General features: G+C 75.6%; 15 protein-coding genes and 1 pseudogene. 9 read left to right on the top strand and 7 right to left on the bottom strand.

The genetic code is table 11. From position 1 onward, the window contains the following. The first annotated feature begins 15 nt into the window (after positions 1-15). Complete coding sequence (locus tag KBZ10_RS07805) at positions 16-1629, top strand: iron ABC transporter permease (protein ID WP_210986783.1); 1614 nt, start codon at positions 16-18, stop codon at positions 1627-1629. A 1-nt stretch (position 1630) separates the two neighbouring features. Then, on the top strand, positions 1631-2734 hold the full coding sequence (locus tag KBZ10_RS07800; RefSeq protein ID WP_210986782.1) for an ABC transporter ATP-binding protein: 1104 nt from the start codon (positions 1631-1633) through the stop codon (positions 2732-2734). Positions 2735-2799: 65 nt separating this feature from the next. Here the strand turns inward: KBZ10_RS07800 and KBZ10_RS07795 are convergent, their stop codons facing one another. Together KBZ10_RS07795 and KBZ10_RS07790 are read right to left on the bottom strand one after the other, a co-directional pair. Then, on the bottom strand, positions 2800-4011 hold the full coding sequence (locus KBZ10_RS07795) for a hypothetical protein (protein WP_210986781.1): 1212 nt from the start codon (positions 4009-4011) through the stop codon (positions 2800-2802). Then, positions 3993-4751, bottom strand: coding sequence for an ABC transporter ATP-binding protein (locus KBZ10_RS07790; RefSeq protein ID WP_210986916.1), 759 nt, complete (start codon positions 4749-4751; stop codon positions 3993-3995). The genes KBZ10_RS07795 and KBZ10_RS07790 overlap by 19 nt, the downstream gene beginning before the upstream one ends. A gap of 373 nt (positions 4752-5124) precedes the next feature. Between KBZ10_RS07790 and KBZ10_RS07785 the strand changes: the two genes are divergently transcribed. Continuing rightward, positions 5125-6564, top strand: coding sequence for a gamma-aminobutyraldehyde dehydrogenase (locus KBZ10_RS07785; protein ID WP_210986780.1), 1440 nt, complete (start codon positions 5125-5127; stop codon positions 6562-6564). Positions 6565-6694: 130 nt separating this feature from the next. Next, positions 6695-6847: pseudogene (locus KBZ10_RS29215) on the top strand (SAM-dependent methyltransferase); the annotation flags it as partial. Between the two features lie 37 nt (positions 6848-6884). Here KBZ10_RS29215 and KBZ10_RS07780 read toward each other — a convergent pair. Further along, positions 6885-7160 (bottom strand): hypothetical protein, encoded by a 276-nt coding sequence (locus KBZ10_RS07780; protein ID WP_210986779.1) that lies wholly within the window; start codon positions 7158-7160, stop codon positions 6885-6887. 33 nt (positions 7161-7193) lie between these two features. On the opposite strand from KBZ10_RS07780, the gene KBZ10_RS07775 reads away from it, so the two are divergent. Beyond that, on the top strand, positions 7194-7784 hold the full coding sequence (locus tag KBZ10_RS07775; protein WP_210986778.1) for a Uma2 family endonuclease: 591 nt from the start codon (positions 7194-7196) through the stop codon (positions 7782-7784). A gap of 72 nt (positions 7785-7856) precedes the next feature. On the opposite strand, the gene KBZ10_RS07770 is transcribed toward KBZ10_RS07775, so the two are convergent. Beyond that, positions 7857-8882: an adenosine deaminase gene (locus KBZ10_RS07770; protein ID WP_210986777.1), complete on the bottom strand. Its 1026-nt coding sequence runs from the start codon at positions 8880-8882 to the stop codon at positions 7857-7859. Between the two features lie 367 nt (positions 8883-9249). Between KBZ10_RS07770 and KBZ10_RS07765 the strand changes: the two genes are divergently transcribed. Further along, the gene (locus KBZ10_RS07765; protein ID WP_210986776.1) at positions 9250-9708 is read left to right on the top strand and encodes a hypothetical protein; all 459 of its coding nucleotides are present in this window, start codon (positions 9250-9252) and stop codon (positions 9706-9708) included. Here the strand turns inward: KBZ10_RS07765 and KBZ10_RS07760 are convergent. Further along, positions 9635-10426: a phosphatase PAP2 family protein gene (locus tag KBZ10_RS07760; protein WP_307847262.1), complete on the bottom strand. Its 792-nt coding sequence runs from the start codon at positions 10424-10426 to the stop codon at positions 9635-9637. The genes KBZ10_RS07765 and KBZ10_RS07760 overlap by 74 nt on opposite strands. 386 nt (positions 10427-10812) lie before the next feature. Further along, positions 10813-12162: a 4-aminobutyrate--2-oxoglutarate transaminase gene (gene gabT, locus KBZ10_RS07755; RefSeq protein ID WP_210986774.1), complete on the bottom strand. Its 1350-nt coding sequence runs from the start codon at positions 12160-12162 to the stop codon at positions 10813-10815. Between the two features lie 385 nt (positions 12163-12547). Here gabT and KBZ10_RS07750 point away from each other — a divergent pair, with 385 nt between their 5' ends. The 3 genes from KBZ10_RS07750 to KBZ10_RS07740 all read left to right on the top strand — a co-directional run bounded on the left by KBZ10_RS07750 (position 12548) and on the right by KBZ10_RS07740 (position 18374). After that, positions 12548-14917 carry an ATP-binding protein gene (locus KBZ10_RS07750; protein WP_210986773.1) on the top strand — a complete coding sequence of 790 codons (2370 nt, stop codon included), beginning with the start codon at positions 12548-12550 and terminating at the stop codon, positions 14915-14917. A 105-nt stretch (positions 14918-15022) separates the two neighbouring features. After that, positions 15023-16666, top strand: a complete 1644-nt coding sequence (locus KBZ10_RS07745; protein ID WP_210986772.1) for a PucR family transcriptional regulator — start codon at positions 15023-15025, stop codon at positions 16664-16666. A gap of 262 nt (positions 16667-16928) precedes the next feature. Further along, positions 16929-18374 (top strand): aldehyde dehydrogenase family protein, encoded by a 1446-nt coding sequence (locus KBZ10_RS07740; RefSeq protein WP_210986771.1) that lies wholly within the window; start codon positions 16929-16931, stop codon positions 18372-18374. A 164-nt stretch (positions 18375-18538) separates the two neighbouring features. Here KBZ10_RS07740 and KBZ10_RS07735 read toward each other — a convergent pair whose 3' ends face one another. Further along, positions 18539-21607, bottom strand: a complete 3069-nt coding sequence (locus KBZ10_RS07735) for a glycoside hydrolase family 3 C-terminal domain-containing protein (protein ID WP_307847261.1) — start codon at positions 21605-21607, stop codon at positions 18539-18541. Positions 21608-21885: the final 278 nt, after the last annotated feature.

Genomic DNA, 21885 nt, shown 5'->3' with positions numbered 1-21885 from the left:
CCGCGGCTCGCGCTGATGGCTGTGCCGGCGGCCTTCTTCGCCCTGTTCTTCGTCCATCCGGTGGCCGCGATCGTGGCCCGCGGTCTGCGGGACGGGGAGCGCTGGCAGTTCGGCAGGGCCGGCACGGTGCTGACGGACCCGCTGGTCCTGGACGTGCTCCGGTTCACCGTCTGGCAGGCGGCGGCGTCCACCGCGCTGACGCTGGCCGTCGCGCTGCCGGGCGCCTATGTGTTCGCCCGTCTCGACTTCCCCGGCAAGCGGCTGCTGCGGGCCCTGGTGGTGGTGCCGTTCGTCCTGCCCACCGTCGTGGCCGGCTCGGCCTTCCTGGCACTGCTGGGCCGCGGCGGGCTGCTGGACGAGCTGTGGGGCGTCCGGCTGGACACCACGGTGTGGGCCATCCTGCTCGCCCACGTGTTCTTCAACTACGCCGTCGTCGTCCGGACGGTGGGCGGTCTCTGGGCGCAGCTCGACCCGCGCCAGGAGGAGGCCGCGCGGGTGCTCGGCGCGAGCCGCCTCGCCGCCTGGCGCCGGATCACCCTTCCCGCGCTGGCGCCCGCCGTCGCGGCCGCGGCGCTGATGGTCTTCCTCTTCACCTTCACCTCCTTCGGGGTCGTCCAGATCCTCGGCGGACCGCGCTACTCGACCCTGGAGGTCGAGATCTACCGGCAGACCGCGCAGCTGCTCGACCTGCCGGCGGCGGCCGTGCTGACGCTGCTGCAGTTCTGCGCCGTCGGCGGCCTGCTCCTGCTGCACGCCCGGACGGTACGGCGGCGTGAGAGCGCGCTGCGGCTCGTCGACCCCGCGCACACCGCCCGCCGTCCGAGCGGCGCCGGCCAGTGGGCCCTGCTGGGCTCCACCGTGGTGCTCGTCGTGCTGCTGCTCCTGCTGCCGCTGGGGGTGCTGGTGGAGCGCTCGCTGGACGGACCGGACGGCTACGGCTTCGCCTTCTACCGGGCGCTGGGGTCCGAGGAGGGCGGGACGTTCACCGTCGCGCCGCTGGAGGCGGTGGGGAACTCCCTGGCGTTCGCGGCCGTGGCCACCCTGATCGCCCTGGTGGTCGGCGGCCTGGCCGCGGCGGCCCTGACCCGGCGGGCCGGACGGCTCGTACGGGGTTTCGACGCGCTGCTGATGCTGCCGCTGGGCACCTCCGCGGTGACGGTGGGTTTCGGCTTCCTCATCGCCCTCGACGAGCCGCCGCTGGACCTGCGGTCCGCCTGGATCCTGGTGCCGCTGGCGCAGGCGCTGGTCGGGGTGCCGTTCGTCGTCCGCACCGTGCTGCCCGTCCTGCGCGCGGTGGACCCGCGGCTGCGGGAGGCGGCCGCCGTGCTGGGGGCCTCCCCGCTGCGCGCCTGGCGCGAGGTGGACCTGCCGCTGGTGCGGCGGGCGCTGCTCGTCGCGGCCGGCTTCGCCTTCGCCGTCTCCCTCGGCGAGTTCGGCGCGACCGTCTTCATCGCACGCGCGGACTCCCTCACCCTTCCGGTCGCGGTGGCCCGGCTGCTGGGCAGGGCCGGCGCACTGCCGTACGGACAGGCGATGGCGCTCAGCACCATCCTCATGCTGGTGTGCGCCGCGTCCCTGCTGCTTCTCGAACGCGTCCGCACCGACCGCTCCGGCTCCGGGGAGTTCTGACATGCCCTCCGACACCGCTCCGGGTACGGCCCCCGGCGCCGCCCGCGCCGGGACTCCCGGCGCCCCGTCCGGTCCTCCCGCCCTGCTGAGGCTGGACGGGGTGACCGTCCGTTTCGGCGACCGCGCCGTGCTCGACGCCGTGGACCTGGAGGTCCCCGAGCACCGGACGGTGTGCGTGCTCGGGCCGAGCGGCAGCGGCAAGTCGACGCTGCTGCGCGTGGTGGCCGGGCTGCAGCGGCCGGACGCGGGCCGGGTGACCCTGGCCGGCCGCGACCAGGCCGGGGTGCCCGCGCACCGGCGCGGTGTCGGACTGATGTTCCAGGACCATCAGCTCTTTCCGCAGCGGGACGTCGGCGGCAACGTCGCCTTCGGCCTCCGCATGCGCAAGGTGCCGCGTGGCGAGGCCCGGCGCCGCGTCATCGACGTCCTCGACCTCGTCGGCCTGCCCGACGCCCGGAAGCGCACGGTGGGTTCGCTGTCCGGCGGCGAGCAGCAGCGGGTGGCCCTGGCGCGCGCCCTGGCCCCGGAGCCGCGGCTGCTGATGCTGGACGAGCCGCTGGGCCAGCTCGACCGGACGCTCCGCGAGCGCCTGGTCGTCGAACTCCGCGAACTGTTCCGCCGGCTGGGGACGACCGTGCTCACCGTCACCCATGATCAGGGCGAGGCCTTCGCCCTCGCCGACCGGGTGGTGGTGATGCGGGAGGGCCGGGTCGCCCAGACCGGCACGCCCCTGGAGGTCTGGCGCCGGCCCGCCTCGGAGTTCGTCGCCCGCTTCCTGGGCTTCGGCAACGTGATCGAGGGGGCGGTGCGCGACGGGGCCGCCGACACCCCCTGGGGCCGGCTGCCGGTGGAGCCGGGCTCGGCGCGGGGCACGCACCGGCTGCTCGTCCGCCCCACCGGGGTCCGGCTGGTCTCGCCGGCCGACGGCCTGCGCTGCACCGTCGCGGCCCGCACCTTCCGCGGCGACCATGTCTCCCTGCTGCTCCGGCCCGGGGCGGGCCCGCCCCTGGAGGCGTCCTGCCCCCTGAGGGACGCCCCGGAGACCGGCACGGAGGTGGGCGCGGCGTTCCGCGCCGAGGACGTGGTGGTGCTGGCAGCCCGGTAGGAGTTCCGCCCGGCGGCGCCGAGCCGCCGGGCCACGGGTGCGTCAGGGAAGCAGCGGCAGGGTGGTCAGGGAAGCAGCGGCAGGGTGGCGAGGGTGGCGGCGGCCCAGCTGACCGGGGCCACCACGGCGGCCATCACGGCGGCGCGGAGGGCGGCCGCGCGGCGCAGCAGGGCGACCGGGGCGCCGGCGTGCAGCAGCGCCTCGGTGGTGTCGGCGCGCTCGGCCCGCGACTCCAGGGCCGTGATGACCACGGTCAGCGTCACGCACGCCACCACCAGCGCGGCCCCGAGGGCGAGGAGAGGGCCGAACGAGGCGACGGCGGCCGGGCCGGGCCCGCCGTACAGCCGGTCCGCGGCAAGAGCGCCGGCGGCCACCGCGCAGAGCACGCCCAGCGGCCGCCCGATCCGTTCCGCCTCCGCCTGCAGGAACCGGCCCGCCAGCAGCCGCAGCGCGCCCGGCCGGCCCGCGGCCAGCAGCCGTCCGCTGAGCTGCGTCACTCCGGGCAGTGCCGTGACCAGGCCGACGGCGACCAGCGCCCAGCCGGCGACGACGCCCGGCGCGACGGCGTCCAGGTGTCCGGGAAGCGGGGCTCGGCCGTCCGGCGGTGTGGCGTGGCCGGTGTACGAGGCCAGCGCCAGCCCGGCCGCCGTCAGGGCGACTCCCCAGGGCAGTCCCGGCGGTGCGGTGCCCGGCGCCCGCGCGTCCCTCCCCGCGGACCGCGGCACGTCCGGATCGCCACCGGTGTCGCGGTACCGGTGTTCCGCGGGCGCCGGACGGGGGCGCAGCGCGAGAGCGGTGGCGGCGCCCGCCACCGCCGGTACCACGGTGAGCAGGGTGAGCACGGCCGGGAACGGCAGCGGCACCCCGGCGCCCAGTGTGTTCTCCGCGCCGGGCACGGCCGGGACGCCGAGGTCCCCGCGGAGCAGCAGGAAGAGCAGCGCGGCAGCGGCACCGCCGAGGGCGGAGGAGAGGACGGTCGAGGCGGCGGCGAGCAGTGCCAGCCGTGCGGGCCCGTATCCGGCCGCGTACAGGTTCCGCCGGGGTCCGGTGCCGTGGTCGGCACGGGCGGCGGCGACGGCCAGCTGGACGGTTGCCGCCAGCGGCAGGGCGGACCAGAGCAGCCGGAGGGCGGACGCGCCGGCCCCCGCCGGGTGAGCGGCGGCCTGGCCGAGGCTGCTGAGCAGCAGGAAGCCCACGCCGGCGGAAGCCGCCGCGACCGCCAGCCGGCGTGACTGGACGGCCGGGCCGGCGCCACGGGCTAGACGGAGAGCGAGCACGTCGTCCTTCCCTCGGTGTCGTCGGTGCCGCCCGCGGGGCCGCCGGTGGCTTCGGCGGCGGGGGCGTCGGCCGGGCGGCCGTCGAGCAGCGCGAACCGGCGGTCCGCGTGGGAGGCGGCCTCGGTGTCGTGGGTGGCCAGCACGACGGTGATCTCGTGCGAGCGGGCCGCCGTGGTGAGGATGCGCAGCACCAGGGCGCGGTCGGCGCTGTGCAGCCGCGCCGTCGGGTCGTCCGCGAAGAGCACCGACGGCTGGGCGGTGAGCGCGCGGGCGACGGCAACCCGCTGCCGCTGGGCCTGCGTCAGGGACGCCGGCCGGCTGCGGGAGCAGTCGCCGACGTCGAGCCGCTCCAGCCAGCCGACGGCCGCTGTTCGCGCGGCGCGCGGGGCCGTGCCGCGCAGCAGCAGCGGCAGCGCGGCGTTCTCCCAGGCGGTGAGTTCCGGTACCAGTTGCGGCTCGGTGCCGATCCAGCCGAAGCTTTCGCGGCGCAGCCGTTCGCGTGCGGCCGCACCGAGGGGGTGCACGGGGGAGCTGCGGAACCACACCTGTCCGCTGTCCGGGACGAGGCGCCCGGAGAGGCACTGCAGCAGTGTTGTCTTGCCGCTGCCCCGGGGGCCGGTGACGGCGAGGATCTCGCCCTCCCGGACCCCCAGGGAGACACCGGCGAGCAGGGGCGTGCCGCTGATCGCGTAGTGCAGGGCGTCTGCCCGGAGAACGTCGTGGTCGGGCGGGGCCACCATGGCGAGCACCTCGGCTTGTGTGAGCGGTCCGGCCACCCGGCCGGCCGGGTGGGTGGGGCGGAGCCCCCTCGGTGCCTGGAACGGTAAGGAGTGGACGGCCGCGGCACCGCACCGGGGTGGGACATGCGCTGTTTTTTCGTCCGATCGGATGGACGGGTGCGCGGAACCGTCCCGTCGGCCGGCCTCGGCGGAAACCGTCCCGGCTGCGGGTGAGCAACGGCCGGCGTGTTTCCGGGCGTGCTTCGGCACGGGGGTGGGAGGGCCGGGCCCGGGACCGTCCGGGAGGCGGTGGGGACGCCCCCTGCTGCGATGTCCGCGCGAGCGTTTAGGGTGGGTGTCTCACCCATTGGACACCGACAGGGAGGGGTGGCACGTGACCACCGAACTGCGTCGACTGCGCAACTACATCGGCGGGGAGTTCCGGGACGCCGCCGACGGCCGGACCACCGACGTGGTCAACCCGGCCACCGGCGAGGTGTACGCCACCGCCCCGCTGTCGGACGCCGCCGACGTCGACGCCGCCATGGCCGCCGCCGAGGCCGCCTTCCCGGCCTGGCGGGATCTGGTGCCCGCGGACCGGCAGAAGGCCCTGCTCAAGATCGCCGACGCGATGGAGGAGCGTGCCGAGGAACTCATCGAGGCCGAGTGCCGGGACACGGGCAAGCCGGTCGGGCTCACCCGTTCCGAGGAGATCCCGCCGATGATCGACCAGGTCCGCTTCTTCGCGGGCGCGGCACGGATGCTGGAGGGGCGTTCGGGCGGCGAGTACATGGAGGGCCTGACCTCCTTCGTCCGCCGGGAGCCGGTCGGCGTCTGCGCGCAGGTCGCGCCGTGGAACTACCCCATGATGATGGCCGTCTGGAAGTTCGCCCCGGCGCTCGCCGCGGGCAACACGGTCGTCCTCAAGCCCTCCGACACCACTCCGGCGTCGACGGTGCTGCTCGCCGAGATCCTCGGCTCCGTCCTGCCCGACGGCGTCTTCAACGTCGTCTGCGGCGACCGCGACACCGGCCGGCTGATGGTGGAGCACCCGGTGCCCGCGATGGCGTCCATCACCGGCTCCGTCCGGGCCGGTACGGAGGTCGCCGCCAGCGCCGCCAAGGACGTCAAGCGGGTCCATCTGGAGCTGGGCGGCAAGGCTCCCGTCGTCGTCTTCGAGGACGCCGACCTGGCCAAGGCCGTCGAGGGCATCACCGAGGCGGGCTTCTTCAACGCCGGCCAGGACTGCACCGCCGCCACCCGCGTCCTCGTCCACCAGTCCGTGCACGACGAGTTTGTCACCGCCCTCGCCAAGGCCGCCGCGGACACGAAGACCGGGCAGCCGGACGACGAGGACGTGCTCTACGGCGCCCTCAACAACGCCGACCAGCTCGCGAAGGTGAGCGGCTTCATCGAGCGTCTCCCCGCGCACGCCAAGGTGGAGACCGGCGGTCACCGGGTCGGTGAGCGGGGTTACTTCTTCGCCCCGACCGTCGTCTCCGGCCTCAAGCAGGACGACGAGATCGTTCAGAACGAGGTCTTCGGCCCGGTCATCACCGTCCAGCCGTTCACGGACGAGCAGCAGGCGCTGGAGTACGCGAACGGCGTCGAGTACGCCCTCGCCTCCTCGGTCTGGACGAAGGACCACGGCCGCGCCATGCGGATGTCCAGGGCCCTGGACTTCGGCTGCGTGTGGATCAACACCCACATCCCGCTGGTCGCCGAGATGCCGCACGGCGGCTTCAAGAAGTCCGGCTACGGCAAGGACCTGTCGGCGTACGGCTTCGACGACTACACCCGGATCAAGCACGTGATGACGTCGCTGGACGGCTGAGCCGCTCCGCGGCACGCGATGTCTCCATGGCCGCCCCGGGCCCACGGCCGCCGGACCGGGGCGGCCGTGGCGGTGCCGGTACGGCCGCGGATCGCCGGGCCCGTGCCGGGACGCCGGAACCCGGGCGCTCCGGGCCGGTACGGAGACCTGGCTCGCCGCCCACCCGGAGCATCCCCTCGCAGCGGAGACCCGCGAGCGCGTGGACCGGCAGCGCACCTCCTGGCTGACCGGTTACCGCGGCGTCCTCGGCCTGGCCTACCTCACCCTGGTACCCGTCGGCTGACGCCGGGCCACCCGGCCCCACCCCGTCCGGGACGGCCTCAGACGCGCTGGCAGGAGTACAGCAGCAGGAACAGCAGGGCCGTGCCGGCCAGGCTGATGAGCAGCGAGCCGAGGCATCCGCTCCGGTTCGAGAAGAAGACGAACATGCCCGATCCCCTCTCGTGCGTCGCGGCACCGCGCCGCCCACCGGCATGCCGGCGGCCGATCCGTCCGTGCGCCTCGGCGAGTACCCGGTCGATGCGGCCGCAGTCCTCCGGTGCCGCACCCGGGCCCGTCTCCGGCCCGCTGTGCGTATCGTTGTCTCTCCCGGCCACGCCGTGAGGAGCGTGGCGGGGAGGAGCGGCACAGTGACCATCGAGCTGACCGACAGGATCGAGATGGCCGACAGCGACGAGCTCAGCCTCGACGAGATGTTCGAGCTGCTGGAGCGGATGCCCGTCCCCGAGGGCTACAAGGTTGAGATCGTCGAAGGGGCCATCCAGACGTCGCCACAGCGGGACGCGCACTGGGAGATCATCCGCTGGATCGTCCGCATGCTGGAGGACCGGTTCGGGATGCACGTCAAGGTCAAGTCGGACGTGCGGATCGACTTCCCGGGCGGCCGCAACGGGTTCGCGCCGGACGTCGTCAAGCTCTCGCACGAGGCACGGCAGGACGCGAAGCGGCGCTGGAGCTGCGGCGACATCGAGTTCGTGGCCGAGGTGATCTCCCGGGACACGCGGGAGAACGACTACGGCAAGAAGAAGCGCGCCTACGCCCGCGCCGGGGTTCCCGTCTACGTCATCGCGGACCCGTACACCGGCAAGTGCCACGCCCATGGCCGCCCCGAGGGCGAGGAGTACGAGAGCGAGCTCACCGTGGACTTCGGCGAGAAGCTCGACCTCTCCCCGCTCGGGATGGACTGGACACTGGAGACCGACCAGTTTCCCCGGGACTGAGCACACCGGGGGAGCGGGTGACGGCAGGACGGCCCGCCCCCGGCCGGAGCCCGGTGCGGGCCGTCGGCGCCGTCACCGGCGCAGCCACTCCGCCGTGTAGGCGTCGATCTCGGCGGCCAGCTTCGCCTTGCCCGCCGGGTCGAGGAAGGATGCCTCGACCGCGTTCCTGGCGAGGGCGGCGAGGCCCGTCTCGTCGAGGTCGAGGAGACGGGCCGCGACGCCGTACTCGGTGTTGAGGTCGGTGCCGAACATCGGCGGGTCGTCGCTGTTGACGGTGACCAGCACGCCCGCCGCCACCATGTCCTTCACCGGGTGTTGTTCGAGGTCGGTGACCGCGCGGGTGGCGATGTTGGAGGTCGGGCAGACCTCCAGGGGGATGCGGTGCTCCGCCAGGTGTTCCAGCAGCCGGGGGTCCCGCGGGGCGCTCGTGCCGTGCCCGATGCGCTCGGCGCGCAGATCGCGCAGCGCGTCCCAGATGGTCTGGGGGCCCGTGGTCTCGCCCGCGTGGGGGACGCTGCGCAGCCCGGCCGCGATGGCCCGGTCGAAGTACGGCTTGAACTGCGGCCGGGGAACGCCGATTTCGGGCCCGCCGAGCCCGAACGACACCAGTCCTTCGCACTGGTGCTCCACCGCGATACGGGTGGTCTCCTCGGCCGCCTCCAGGCCGGCCTCGCCGGGGATGTCGAAGCACCAGCGCAGCACCACGCCCAACTCGGCCTCGGCGGCCTCGCGGGCGTCCTCTATGGCCTCGATGAACGCGGCGTCGGGGATGCCCCGGCGGGTGGAGCTGAACGGTGTCACGGTGAGTTCGGCGTAGCGGATGTTCTGCCGGGCCATGTCGCGGGCGACCTCGTAGGTCAGCAGGCGGACGTCCTGGGCATCGCGGATCAGGTCCACCACCGACAGGTAGACCTCGACGAAGTGGGCGAAGTCGCGGAACACGAAGTAGTCGGCCAGCGCCTCGGGGTCGGTGGGCACCGGGGAGTCGGGGTGCCGGGAGGCCAGGGCGGACACGATGCGCGGTGAGGCGGAGCCGACGTGGTGGACGTGCAGCTCGGCCTTGGGCAGTCCCGCGATGAAGGGCTGCAGATCGGTCATCGGTCCTCCTGGGTACGGCCGGGCGGCGGGCGCTCCGGGGTGGCCGGAGCAGGATCATCGTAGGCGGGCGGCCGGGGCGGGTGTTGCCGTCCGCGGCCGCGCGGGCGGCAGTCGGCGAGGATGCCGCGGCAGGGCGCGGAGCAGTGTCCGGGATCGGCGTGGGCCGGGAGGGCCGGAGCTTCGTCCTGCCGGGCGAGGAGGCCGAGTCCGCCGAGCCGGCGGTGGTCTTCGAGCCGCCGGGGTGCACGCTTTGCCGTCCGGTGTCCGGTTCTGCCCCCTCCGGACGCCCGGTGGTGTGACGATCGGGGCCCCGCACTCCCTCCTCCAGCGTCATGTCTTTGACATTTCGTCAGGAGGAAGGCCCGGTATGTACGGTGCGGGGGACGAGAGCACGGTGGAGTGGCTGGTCTCGGCGGCGCCCGACCCGGCGGCGTGCCGCCTGGAGTGGGAGCGGAATCCACTGGGGGTGGTGCTGCTCCCGGCGGGCCGCCGCTGGGATGTCCTGATCCTGCCGGGGCAGCTGGGCTTTCCGGCGCTGGAGGTGCTGCGCCGCCGTATCGACCGGCCCGGTCCGGTGCTGGCCGACTTCGGGGACGAGCGGACGGGCTTCTTCGTCCCGACCGGTACCGCCGAGCGCTGGGTGGGCACCGGGACACGCGCCGCGGGCCGCGGCACCTGGATCGTCGTGCCCTATCCGGGGGTGGCGACGGGCGGTGTGCGCTGGGTGGTGCCGCCCGACGGGGCCGGGACGCTCAACGATCCGGTACTGCTGGAGCTGGCGCTGCACGAGGCCGCGGCCGGGCTGGCCCGCGGGGACGGCCGGTGAGCGCACCGCGGAGGGCCCACAGCAGCGAGCCGGACAGCAGCCAGCTGCCCACGACGTCCAGGGGCCAGTGGTAGCCGCGCACCACCAGTCCCGCACCGACGGCCAGGTTCAGCAGGAGCGCGCAGGCCGTCAGTGCGCGGCGGGCCGCGATCCGGCGCGCGTACGGCCGCAGCAGCAGGGCGGCGGCGCCGTAGGCCACGACGGCCGTCGCCGTGTGGCCCGAGGGGTAGAAGCCCTCACCCGCGGCGAGCGGCAGCCCGTCCGGACCGGGGCGGGCCGTCCACGCCTTGAGCGGGACGACCGGCACGGGGACGGCGGCGAGTGCGGCGGCCGCTGCCAGCGGAGGCGTCCACGGCCTCCACGCGCGCCGGGCGCGGGACGTGTGCGCCGTTTCCCGTGCTCCTCCGGCGGCCCCCGCCGGGGTCTCCCCGCGGACCGGCCGGTCCGTCCGGGCCCAGCGCCGGCCGAGGAGGGCGGCGGTGACGGCGGCCAGGGCGAGCACGGCGGCGGCCACCGGCGGGTGGCCGAGATCCGCCGCGAACTCGGCGGCGGCGTCGCCCGGACCGTGACCGTCCGGGCGGGCCGCCGCCGCGCCGGCGCGCTCGTCCAGCGCCCGCAGCGGACCGCCGCCGGCCACCTGCCAGGTGACCGCGGCGAAGAGCGGCAGGGACAGCAGGAGGGGGAGGATGCGGAGGAAGGCGCGGGGCGCGGGCAGCACCGGACGGCTCCGGAACGGCGGAAGCGGCCGCTCCGGAACAGGGGGGGTTGTTCCGGAGCGACCGCAACGACCGGTGTGTTGCCGCGCGCCCCGGGGGGTTTGGGGCGGGCGGCCGTCCGACCGGTGGAGAATCCCGGAGCCGGAGGCCCCGGTGTGCGCGAGGGCACGGCCGGTCCGGTGCTGGGGAGGCGCCGGTCCGGTACCGTCCGCGGAGATCCGCGGACGGGGTGTTTCTCTCATCTGCGGACGACCGTACGGCACCGGAAGGCGGCCGGACAGCCGGATCACCCGTCCACCATGGGCTCCGCACACATTCTTCACGGGGTGGACTGTAGCCGCGGGTAACACCCCGGACGGATGCCGGGCCCTGCGCCGCGCGCGCCGCGTCAGAGGCCGGCGAAGGCGTTGCCGAGGATGTCCAGGCCCTCGTTCAGCAGGTCCTCACCGATCACCAGCGGCGGCAGGAAGCGCATGACGTTGCCGTAGGTGCCGGTGGTCAGCACCAGCAGGCCCTCCGCGTGGCACGCCTTGGCCAGTGCCGCGGTGGTGTCCGGGGCGGGCTCCTTGGTGCCGGGGCGCACCAGTTCGATGGCGAGCATCGCGCCGCGCCCGCGCACGTCGCCGATCACCTCGTACTTCTCCCGCAGTTCGAGGAGGCGCGGCTTCATGATCTCCTCGATGCGCCGCGCCTTGGCGTTGAGGTCGAGCTCGCGCATGGTCTCGATGGCGCCGAGTGCCGCCGCGCAGGCGACCGGGTTGCCGCCGTAGGTGCCGCCGAGGCCACCGCTGTGGGCGGCGTCCATGATCTCGGCGCGGCCGGTGACGGCCGACAGCGGCAGGCCGCCCGCGATGCCCTTGGCGGTCGTGATGAGGTCCGGCACGATGCCCTCGTCCTCGCAGGCGAACCACTGGCCGGTGCGGCAGAAGCCGGACTGGATCTCGTCCGCGACGAACACGATGCCGTTGGCCTTGGCGAACTCGGCGATCCGCGGCAGGAAGCCCTTCGCCGGCTCGATGAAGCCGCCCTCGCCGAGCAGCGGCTCGATCACGATCGCGGCGACGTTCTCCGCCCCGATCTGCTTGGTGATCATGTCGATGGCCTGGGCCGACGCCTCCTCGGCGCAGTGCTCGGGGCCGGTGAGCCAGCGGTAGGGGTAGGCCACCGGCACCCGGTACACCTCGGGGGCGAACGGCCCGAAGGAGTGCTTGTACGGCATGTTCTTGGCGGTCAGCGCCATGGTGAGGTTGGTGCGGCCGTGGTAGCCGTGGTCGAAGACGACGACGGCCTGCCGCCGGGTGTACGCGCGGGCGATCTTCACCGCGTTCTCCACCGCCTCCGCGCCGGAGTTGAAGAGCGCCGACTTCTTGGCGTGGTCGCCGGGGGTGAGCTCGGCCAGCTTCTCGCAGACCTCCACGTAGCCCTCGTACGGCGTCACCATGAAGCAGGAGTGGGTGAACTCGGCGAGCTGGGCGGAGGCGCGGCGCACCACGGCCTCGGCGCTGCTGCCGACCGAGGTCACCGCGATGCCGGAGCCGAAGTCGATCAGCGAGTTGCCGTCCACGTCCTCGATGACGCCGCCACCGGCGCGGGTGGTGAAGACGGGCAGCACGGAGCCGACGCCCGCGGCGACCGCGGCGGCCCGGCGGGCCTGGAGCTCCTGGGACTTGGGGCCGGGGATGGCGGTGACGACGCGGCGCTCCTGCGGGAGCGAGGGGCCTCCGGTGGTCGCGGTCATGGTGATCTCCTCTGGTCCGTGGCGGCGCTGTCCGCGGGAACTCCGGCGGAATGCCCGGATCGGGCACGTACTGCGCAGGCTAGGGCCGGGCGGGGGCCCGGGGCATGCTCCGATCGGTAGCGCTGCGCGTGTCCCGTTGTCCGCGGCGGCACCTTCGCGGCGGGCCGGGGCGCGGGCGGCGGGGCGCGGCCCGCGCCGCCCTTCGTCCGGCCGCCGGTGCGGACGGGCCCCGGACCGGGTGCCGCGCCGGCGGGAACCGGGACGCGGCGAGCCGGGAACGCGGGCAGGCGGGGCACGCGGCGGGGCCGGGGCGCGGTGCGGGGCACTAGATTGAACGGGTGGGAACGGCAGGCCGGTTGGCGGGTCAGGGGGCGAGAGGCGGCAGATGGACACCGAAGGCGCACACGACGGCCGCCGGGGCACCGGACACCCGGGCGCGGTACCGCCTCCCGCGGGCCCGCCCGCTGCCCCGCCACCCCTGCGGCCGCCCGGCTCCCCGGCGCCGGTGCCGCCCCCGCGCCCCGTGGACGGCGGAGCCCCGGCCGCCCCGGATCCGTACCCGGTGAGCCGGCCCGCACCGCCCGCGCCCGCCGCCCGGCCGGGCGGCGGCCCCGGCGGCTACGACGGCCCCGGCGGCTACGACGGCCCCGGCCGCCACGACGGCCCGGGCGGCCAAGGCGGTCCCGGGAGCCCCGGCGGCTTCGGCGGCCCCGAGGGCCCCGGCGGCCCCGGCGGCGCGGCCGCCGAGGCGCCACCCCCCTTCCTCGCCTGGGTGCGCGCCCCGCGCCCCGAGACCCCGCCCGGCATCTGGCGCTTCGGCCACCGGCCCCGGCCGCCGGAGGAGCCCGAGCGCATCCCGGGCCGCTCCCTGCTCAGCGGCGCCCTCATCTCGTTCCTCTGCGGCTGGCTGATCTGGTCGCTGTGCTGGAACGGCTATCTCGGCGACTACTGGCTCTGGCCCCTGCTGCTCTTCACCCCCGACTCCTGGCGGGCGGCGGGCGGCAACCACCTGGCGTACGTCTGGGCCGCGTACATCTACTACGGCCTGTTCGCCGCCGGGCTCATCGTGGTCTTCGGGCGGCTCGGCCGCTGGCCGGAGCTGTACCGGCGCTGGGTCGCCCCGCTGCTGCGGAGGCTGTGGGACGACGGCGAGCGGCAGGCCCCGCCGCCCCCGCCGGAGGCCGACCCCGCCGAGTGGCCCGAACTCCGCTCCGGCGGTGCTCCCGACGCCGCCGGCCGGCTGGCCGCCGAGGCCCGCGCCGGGCGGCTGACCGACGTGGACTACGCCCGCATCCGGCGCGCCTGGACCGGGGTGCGCGGCCGGCCGGAGCGGCTGCCCGCCTTCACCGATACCGTGCTGCGACACGGCGCCGCCGCCTGCCTCCACCCGTCCGGCGCCCGCGACCTGCCGGTCCGCACGGCCCGCCACGACCTGGCCGCCGGGCAGGTCCGTCTCGGCACCGCCGCCGACGACCGCCGGAACCCCTACCGGCACCGCGGGGCGGGTTTCGCCCTGGCGCCCGAACTGCTCGGCACCTCGCTGCTCGCCGTCGGCCCGCCGGGCGCGGGGAAGACCGGCCGGCTGGTCCGGCCGGTGCTGGAGTCCCTCTGCCTCCAGGCGCTCACCGGCCGGACCGCTGTCGTCGCCGTCGGCGCCTCGGGCGCCCAGCTCGCCCCCGACGGCTTCTTCGACGTCGTCATCCGCATCGGGCGCCCCGGTTCGGCCCATGACCTCGACCTCTACGGCGGTACCACCGACCCGGACGAGGCCGCCGGCATCCTCGCCGAGGCCCTCATCGGCGACCTCGCCGCCACGCAGCCCGGCGGCGCCCGCCGGGCCCCGACGGCGCTGGCCCAGTTGCTCGGGCCCTTCCGGGCCGCCCACGGCCGCTTTCCCTCCGTACCCGAGCTCCGCGAACTGCTCGACGGATCGGCGACCGCCCTGGACGCGCTCCGCACGGCCCTGCGGGACACCGGGCAGCTCGCCCAGGCCCGCGAACTCGACGCGCGCGAACGGCAGTCGGGGCGTGCCGACGACGCCTGCGCCCTGCTCGCCGACCGGCTGGCGCTGCTCGACCGGCCCGCCTTCGCGGACTTCTTCGCCACCGCCGAGGGCAGCCGCCCCTTCTCGCTGCGCTCCCTCGACCACCCGCTGCGGGTCCGCATCGACCTCCCCGAGCGCGGCCACGCCGAAGCCTCCCGGATCCTGGCGCGGCTGGTGCTCGCCCAGTTCACCGAGTGTGCCGCGGGCCGCGCCGACCGCTCGCTCTTCGCCTGCCTGATCCTGCACGACGCCTCCGACACCGTCACCGCCGAGTCGCTCCGCGGCATCCAGCGGCTGCGGTCCGCCAACGCCGGGGTCCTGCTCACCCTGCGCACCCTCGACGACGTGCCCGAGGCGCTGCGCAGCACCCTGCTCGGCACCGTCGGCTGCCGGATGGCGTTCGCCGGGGTGACGACCTGGGACGGCGCGCGCTTCGCCGAGGTGTGGGGGAAGGAGTGGGTGGAGGCGCGCGACGTCACCAACCGGCAGATCGTCACCGACGAACCGCTCACCCGGGTGGTGCACGTCATCCGGCGGCTGGTGACCGGGCGGGCCGTCACCAGTGAGTCGGTGACGGTCCGGCAGGTGGAACGGGAGCGCTGGTCGGCCTCCGAGCTGGCGCACTCGCTGCCGCCGGAGCACGCGGTGGTCTCGCTGACCACGGCCCGCGGCGAGCACACTCCGCCGCTCCTGGTGGATCTGCGGAGCTGACCCGTGGGCTGCGCGGCAACCCTACAGTGAGGCAGAATCGACCCATGCCGTTCATACGGGACGGCCCATTCGGTCCCGCGTCATTCCGCCTCCCGTGAAGGACCCATGCCGCCGACGCTCGCCTCCCTCGTGGCCCACCCAGCGCTCAAGCTCGCCGTCCGCGCGGGGGAGGAGCGGCTGGAGACCCCGGTCCGCTGGGCCCACGCCAGCGAACTGGCCGACCCGGTGCCCTATCTCGACGGCGGCGAACTGCTGCTCGTCACCGCGCTCAAGCTGGACGCCGAGAACGCGGAGGAGATGCGGGCCTATGTCCGCCGGCTCGCCGGCGCGGGGGTCGTCGGGCTCGGCTTCGCCGTCGGCGTCAACTACGAGGACATCCCCGAGGCGCTGGTGTCGGCCGCGGCGGAGGAGGGGATGCCGCTGCTGGAGGTACCGCGCCGGACCCCGTTCATCGCGATCAGCAAGGCCGTGTCGGCGGCCATCGCGGCCGAGCAGTACCAGGCGGTCACCGCCGGCTTCGAGGCCCAGCGCGAGCTGACCCGCGCGGCGCTCGGCCCACAGGGCCCCGAGGCGCTGCTGGCCCGGCTCGCCGCGCACGTCGGCGGCTGGGCCGCCCTCTACGACATGTCCGGCGCGGTGGTCGCCGCGGCCCCCGAGTGGGCCGCCCGGCGCGCCGCCCGGCTGACCTCGGACGTCGAGCGGCTGTCCGAACGGCCGGCTCCGGCCAGCGCCGTCACCGGCGGTACCGGAGCGGACGACGACGGAGCCGACCGGATCGAACTGCAGTCCCTCGGCAGCGGCCGGCGCGCCCGGGGCGTCCTGGCCGTCGGCACCGGCGCCCCACTGGGCACCGCCGAGCGCTACGCCGTCAACTCGGCCGTCGCCCTGCTGACCCTCACGGCTGAACGCTCCCGCACCCTGGCGGCGGCCGAGCAGCGTCTCGGCTCGGCCGTGCTGCGGATGCTCCTGGCGGGTGAGCCGGACCACGCCCGCACGGTCGCCGGCAGTCTCTACGGTGCCCTGCTCGACGCCCCGTTCCGGGTGCTCGTCGCGGAACGCGCCGGTCCGCAGACCCCGGACGCGGTTCCCGCCGGCGGTGACGGGGCGGCCCCGGATCCGCTCGGCCGGCTCGCCGACACCCTGGAGACCGCCGCGGCCCGGAGCGGGGAGCATCTCCTGGCCGTGCCCGACGGCGACCGGCTGGTCGTGCTCGCCGCGGACGGCGGTGCCGCCGTCGCCGCCTGTGAGCGGCTGGCCGAGGAGTACGAGGGTGCGGGACGCTGCTCGCCCCGGCGCCGGGGCGAGCGCAGCGCGGCGCCCGTGGCCGCGTTCGCCGTCGGCATCTCCGCCCCCACCGGGCCGATCGCCGCCGTGTCCGCCTACCGCCAGGCCGAGCAGGCGCTGTCGGTGGCCCGCCGCCGCGGCCGGGTGCTCGTCGAGCACGAGGAGGTCGCGGCCGGGTCGGTGCTGCCGCTGCTCGCGGACGACGCGGTACGGGCGTTCGCCGACGGCATCCTCCGCCCGCTCCGGGAGCACGACGCCACGGGCCGCGGCGATCTGGTCGCCTCGCTGCGCGCCTGGCTCTCGCGGCACGGCCAGTGGGACGCGGCCGCCGCGGACCTGGGCGTGCACCGGCACACCCTGCGCTACCGGATGCGCCGGGTGGAGGAGATCCTCGGGCGCTCCCTCGACGACCCGGACGCCCGGATGGAGCTCTGGCTCGCCCTCAAGGCGACCAGCGCGGACTGAGGCCGCGCGGCCCGGCCGGGGCGGGGCGTCCGGGGCGGGCCGGCGGGCGGGAGGCACGCCGGCCCCGGGCCGGCCGGAGCGCGGCACGCCGAAGCGTCCTAGCCGGACCGGCGCACCGCTCCACCGCGGACAAACGCCATTCGGCGCCGCCGCCCCTAACGTGGTGCGCAGCACACCGCACCTGCACCCCCGCCTGCATCCCGCAGGCACCCAGCAGGCACACCGCACCATCCCCACCACCTCGGAAGGGCCGGGATCCGCTGTGACCCACACCCACGCGTTCTGGCTGGCCGGCCGGCAGGCGACCGGCGACGGCACACTCGATGTCACCTCACCCTGGGACGGCAGGCTCGTCGGCAGGGCGAGCGTCCCGACCGAGGCCCAGGTCGACGAGGCCGTGGCCGCGGCGCACGCCGTCCGGGCCGAGTTCGCCGCCACCCCGGCGCACGTCCGGGCCGCGGCGCTGGAGCACGTCCAGCGGCGGCTGGCCGAACGGGCCGAGGAGATCGCCGAGCTGATCTCCGCCGAGAACGGCAAGCCGCTCAAGTGGGCGCGCGGCGAGGTCGGCCGCGCCGTCTCCGTCTTCCGGTTCGCCACCGAGGAGGCACGCCGCTTCAACGGCGGTGACGCGCAGCGTCTGGACACCGACGCGGGCGGCGCCGGGCGGCTCGCGCTCACCCGCCGCTTCCCGCGCGGGCCGGTGCTGGGCATCGCCCCGTTCAACTTCCCGCTGAACCTGTGCGCGCACAAGGTCGCCCCGGCCCTCGCCGTGGGCGCCCCGATCATCCTCAAGCCCGCCCCGGCCACCCCGCTCTCCGGGCTGCTGCTGGGCGAACTGCTCGCCGAGACCGACCTGCCCGCCGGTTCCTGGAGCGTCCTGCCGGTGCCGAACGACCGGATGCCCGCACTGGTGCGCGACGAGCGGCTGCCGGTCATCTCCTTCACCGGCTCCGGCCCCGTCGGCTGGTCGATCCTCGACTCGGCGCCGCGCAAGCACACCACGCTCGAACTCGGCGGGAACGGCGCGGCGATCGTCCTCGCCGACTGGTCCTCGGACGCCGACCTCGACTGGGCCGCGAGGCGGATCGCGACCTTCTCCAACTACCAGGGCGGCCAGTCCTGCATCTCCGTCCAGCGGGTCATCGCCGACGCCTCCGTGTACGACCGGCTGGTGCCCCGGATCGTCGCGGCCGTCAAGGAGCAGGTGACCGGCGACCCGTCGAACCCGGCCACCGATGTCGGCCCGCTGGTCAGCGAGGACGCGGCCAAGCGCGTCGAGTCCTGGGTCGGGGAGGCGGTGGGCGCGGGCGCCACGCTGCTCACCGGCGGCGAGCGGGACGGGGCCACGTACGCCCCGACCGTGCTCGCGGACGTGCCGTCCGACGTGCAGGTGTCCTGCGAGGAGGTCTTCGGGCCGGTGCTGACCCTCACCCGTGTGGAGGGCGAGGAGGCGGCCTTCGCGGCGGCCAACGACTCCCAGTACGGGCTGCAGGCGGGGGTGTTCACGCACGACGTGCGCACCGCCTTCCGCGCGCACCGGGAGCTGGAGGTCGGCGGCGTGATCATCGGCGATGTGCCGTCCTACCGGGCCGACCAGATGCCCTACGGCGGCACCAAGCAGTCCGGCGTGGGCCGGGAGGGCGTGCGCTTCGCGATGGACGACTACACCTATGAGCGGGTCATGGTCCTGACCGGCCTGGATCTGTAGGAACCCGCAGCCCGCGGGGCGGCTGTGAGCGCCGTCCGGCGGGGCGGGCAGCGAACGGCCGGGGCGCGCAGCCCACACGACGCGCCCCGGCCGCTCAGGTGCGGCCGGCGGGACCGGCCCGGCTTCCGGTGTCTCACCCGCCCGGGAGACACCGCGGCACCGGGTCAGTGCCCTCCGGCCGCCCGGGACGGCTCCCTCGATGCGTCCCGGAGTCCGAAGTCGAGCCGCGCGAGGCGGACCGCTCCGCGCAGCGTGATCCACAGGTCCCGCACACCGCGCGGGGCGCCGCCCAGCGTAAGTTCCACGGCCCGGTACGCATAGGGGCTGTCGGTGCAGGGGACAACGGCTTCGCCGAGCGGGGTGCCGTCGGCCAGGGCCAGCCCGATCCGGGCCTCGCCCGGTTCCGCACGGGCCGCCAGCAGGACGACCGTGTCCCGCGCGGCCGGGCCGCCGCCCGCTCCGCCCCCGCCCGTTCCGCCACCGCCCCGGGCTTCCGGGGCGGTGGCGGCCGTCCCGTCCTCCGGGCCGAAGTCGCAGGCGCGGAAGAGCAGCCGGGCCGCGGTGCCCGGGTCCGCCGGTGCCACCGCGTCGCCCCGGGTCTTCGCCCGGTCCACCAGTACGGCGTTCTCCGACACGTCGTGGTGCGCGGCCTCCAGGCCGGCCTTCCGCACCGGGCGCGGGGCGGGCGGCGGTCCGCCGACGGTGACCGGCGCCGTCAGCCGGATGTCCGCGGCGGAGGCGCCGGCCTGGAGTTCGTAGCGGCCCGGGTCGGTGGTCCAGCGGCCGTGCGCCACGTCCCAGTGGCCGAGCGCGGACACCGGCACGGTGAAGGTGAACCGCCCGGTCTCCCCGGCGGCGAGCCGGCGGCGCTCGTGGGCCACCAGCTGCCGGTGCGGGCGCGGTACGCGCGGGGCGCCGGCGCGCGCGTACAGCTGGACCACCTCGTCGGCGTCCCGGTCCCCGGTGTTGGTGACGGTCAGAGTGGCGGTGAGGACGACGCCGTCGCGGGTCACGGTCAGGCCGCCGTAGGAGAAGGCGCTGTAGGAGAGGCCGTGGCCGAAGGGGTAGAGGGGCGCGCCGTCGAAGTAGAGATAGGTGGCGCGGGCGCCGATGATGTCGTAGTCGAACAGCCCCGGCAGATCCGCGTCGCGGGCGTACCAGGTCTGGGGCAGCCGTCCGGCCGGTGAGACGTCCCCGAACAGGACGCGCGTGAGCGCGGTCCCGGCCGCCTGCCCCCCGTGCGCCGTCCACAGCAGGGCGGGCAGCGCGGCGTCGGCCTCCGGGACGGCGTACGGGTAGCTGCTGACGAGGGCCAGTACGGTCCGCGGGTTGACGGCGCGGGCCGCGCGCCACAGCCGCTCCTGCGCCGGGGGGAGTGCGAGCGTGGTGCGGTCCTCGGTCTCCCGGCCGTTGATGTGCGGGTCGTTCCCCGCCGCCACGATCACGGTGCCGGCCGCGGCGGCGGCGCGGGCGGCCGCGTCCTCGCCCCGCTCGGTCACCTCGACGGTGAACACCTCGGCCGTTTCCGGTCCTCCGCCTCCGCCGTCGGCGCGCAGCCCGTCCGGGGTGAGGCGGCAGGGGCGGCCCGAGCCGAGGTGCCGGAGCAGATGGCCGGGCCCGTGCGGTTCCAGGGCGAAGGTCTCCTGGACCACCCAGCCGCCGGGTTCCTTGGCGGAGGCCCGGACGAAACCGTCGGCGGCGGCGCTGAGGTAGTGCCCGTCCGGGGCCCTCAGGGTGAGCACACCGCCGCCCCAGTCGGTGAGCGCCAGTTCGGTGGGGTGCTCGCCGCGGGTGACGGGCGGGAGGTCCGTACGGCCCCGGGCGTGCGCGGGGTTGAGGGAGCCGGCGGGTCCGGCCGCCGGCTCCGCGGACCGGCCGGGGGGTACGCGCAGCCAGCCGCCGGTGGCGCAGCGCAGGCGCACCCGGTCGGCGCCGTCGGCGTGGACGACCCGTCCGGGGCCGAGGCGTTCGGCCAGCGCACCGCGCAGGGTGCTGCGGCGGATCAGGTCACCGCTGTACCAGTCCCGTTTGCAGGCGTCGGCCAGCGGGCCGATCACGGCGACCGTGCCGGCGCGGTCCGATGGATCGCCGTCGCCGTCCCCACCGGCGTCCCCACTGCCGTTCGCACTGCGGCCCGCGGCCCCGTCCTCGCGGAGCGGCAGCAGGCCGTCGTTCTTCAGCAGCACGACGGCCTGCTCCGCCGCCTCGCGGGCCAGTTCCCGGTGGGCCGGGGTGTCGGCGTGCTCCGGGCCGAGATCCGCGTACGGGTCGTCCACCGGGTCGAACTCGCCCAGATCGCGGCGCATGGCCAGCAGCCGCCGGACGGCGGTGTCGATGTGGTGCTCGGAGATCAGACCGCGCTCCAGGGCGCCGCGCACCCGGGCGGCGGTCGGCGTGGGGTCCTGGTCGTGGTCGGTGAAGCTGTCCACTCCGGCGCGGAGCAGGGCGGCGGCCGCCTCCTCGTGAGTGGCGTGGTAGCCCTGCGAGCCGGCGATGTTGGAGGGCGCTCCCGCGTCGGAGCAGACGACGAGCTCCCGCTCCGTCCAGGTGCGCAACTCCTCCGCCAGATACGGCGACAGGTGGTTCGGCCGTCCGTTGACCAGGCTGTACGCCGGCATGACACCGGCCACCGCGCCCGCCTCGACCGGTCCGCGGAAGGCGGGGAGGTCGTATTCGCGGAGCACGCGGGGCGGTACGGAGGCGGAAGTGGTGTCGCGGGCGGTCTCGTTGTTGTGCGCCAGCCAGTGCTTGAGGACGGGGGCGGTGCGCCAGTACCGGGGATGGTCTCCGCGGAGCCCCCGGGTGTAGGCGGTGGCGAGCGCGGCGGTCAGCGCGGGGTCCTCGGAGTAGCCCTCCTCGTTGCGGCCCCAGCGCGGGTCGCGGAGCGGATTGACGACGGGCGCCCAGACGTTCAGCCCGACCCGCGGATCGCGGGCGCGCAGGGCCCGGACCTCCGTGGACACGGCCTCGCCGACCCGCCGCAGCAGGTCCGGGCTCCAGCTGGCGCCGAGCCCCACGGCCTGGGGGAAAACGGTGGCCGGGCCCATCCAGGCGACTCCGTGCAGGGCCTCCTGGCCGGTGCGGAAGGCGGCGATCCGCAGGCGTTCCACGGCGGGTGCGAACTGGTGGAGCATCGCGATCCGCTCATCGAGGGTGAGATGGGCGAGCAGATCGTCCACGCGCTGTCTGCGCGGCAGCCGGGCAGCGCGGCGGGGCGGCGGAGCGGTGGGCACGGACGGTCTCCTCGCGGCCGGGGTGCCCCGAGGGCGTCCGGGGCGGGGGAGTGCGGAGCGGAGGCGTACCACAGGCGGAACAGCAGGGGAGGAAGCGGTGTGTGCTTCGAAGCGCTTCGATGCTGCGCTGTGGCCGTGCTGGTGTCAAGACGTACCGCATCCGTCCTGCGGGCTTCCCGAGGCGGCCCGGGGCGTCAACTCTCCCTGGCGCGAGCATTTTTGTGGGGCCTCTTGCGTGGCCCCAACCCCGCACCTAACCTCAGCGCCATCGAAGCGCT

Source organism: Streptomyces sp. F63 (assembly GCF_018070345.1).
Classification (GTDB): domain Bacteria; phylum Actinomycetota; class Actinomycetes; order Streptomycetales; family Streptomycetaceae; genus Streptomyces.
Note: the sequence above shows the minus strand (reverse complement) of the source record. Positions and strands in the feature narration are given on the sequence as shown.